This window comes from Hymenobacter sediminis, assembly GCF_003231285.1.
Lineage (GTDB): Bacteria > Bacteroidota > Bacteroidia > Cytophagales > Hymenobacteraceae > Hymenobacter > Hymenobacter sediminis.
In genome coordinates this window covers 1-392 of the sequence record NZ_QKNS01000032.1, presented here as the reverse complement: position 1 = coordinate 392, position 392 = coordinate 1, and the positions used below count along the sequence as shown (strand labels likewise).

At 50.8% G+C, this 392-nt stretch carries 2 rRNA genes; both read right to left on the bottom strand.

What is annotated here, in order from left to right:
• Positions 1-90: ribosomal RNA gene (locus DNI29_RS23830) — 23S ribosomal RNA — on the bottom strand; the annotation flags it as partial.
• Positions 91-321: 231 nt separating this feature from the next.
• Positions 322-392: ribosomal RNA gene (locus DNI29_RS23825) — 16S ribosomal RNA — on the bottom strand; the annotation flags it as partial.

Genomic DNA, 392 nt, shown 5'->3' with positions numbered 1-392 from the left:
TGCCCCTCCCCACTGCTTATCGCAGCTTATCACGTCCTTCTTCGCCTCTGAGAGCCTAGGCATCCCCCGTGTGCCCTTATCTACTTCTCGTAGTGACTAACTCTCCCTTGCGGAAGAGCAGTCGAGCTCAGGGTGATTACAACTAGGTAATCACGCTTTCTTTTTCTTACTCTGTTTTCCTCTATGTCAAAGAACGTGTATCACCCCAATTGGGTGATCAAGAGAATGATGAAAAAGACAACAAGGGGTAGTATTTCAAGCGGGCGAAACGAAGAGCCTGCGCAGCTCTTGTGCGTCAAGGCGAGTCGGAACGAGCTCCAGAAAGGAGGTGATCCAGCCGCACCTTCCGGTACGGCTACCTTGTTACGACTTAGCCCCAGTTACTTGTTCTA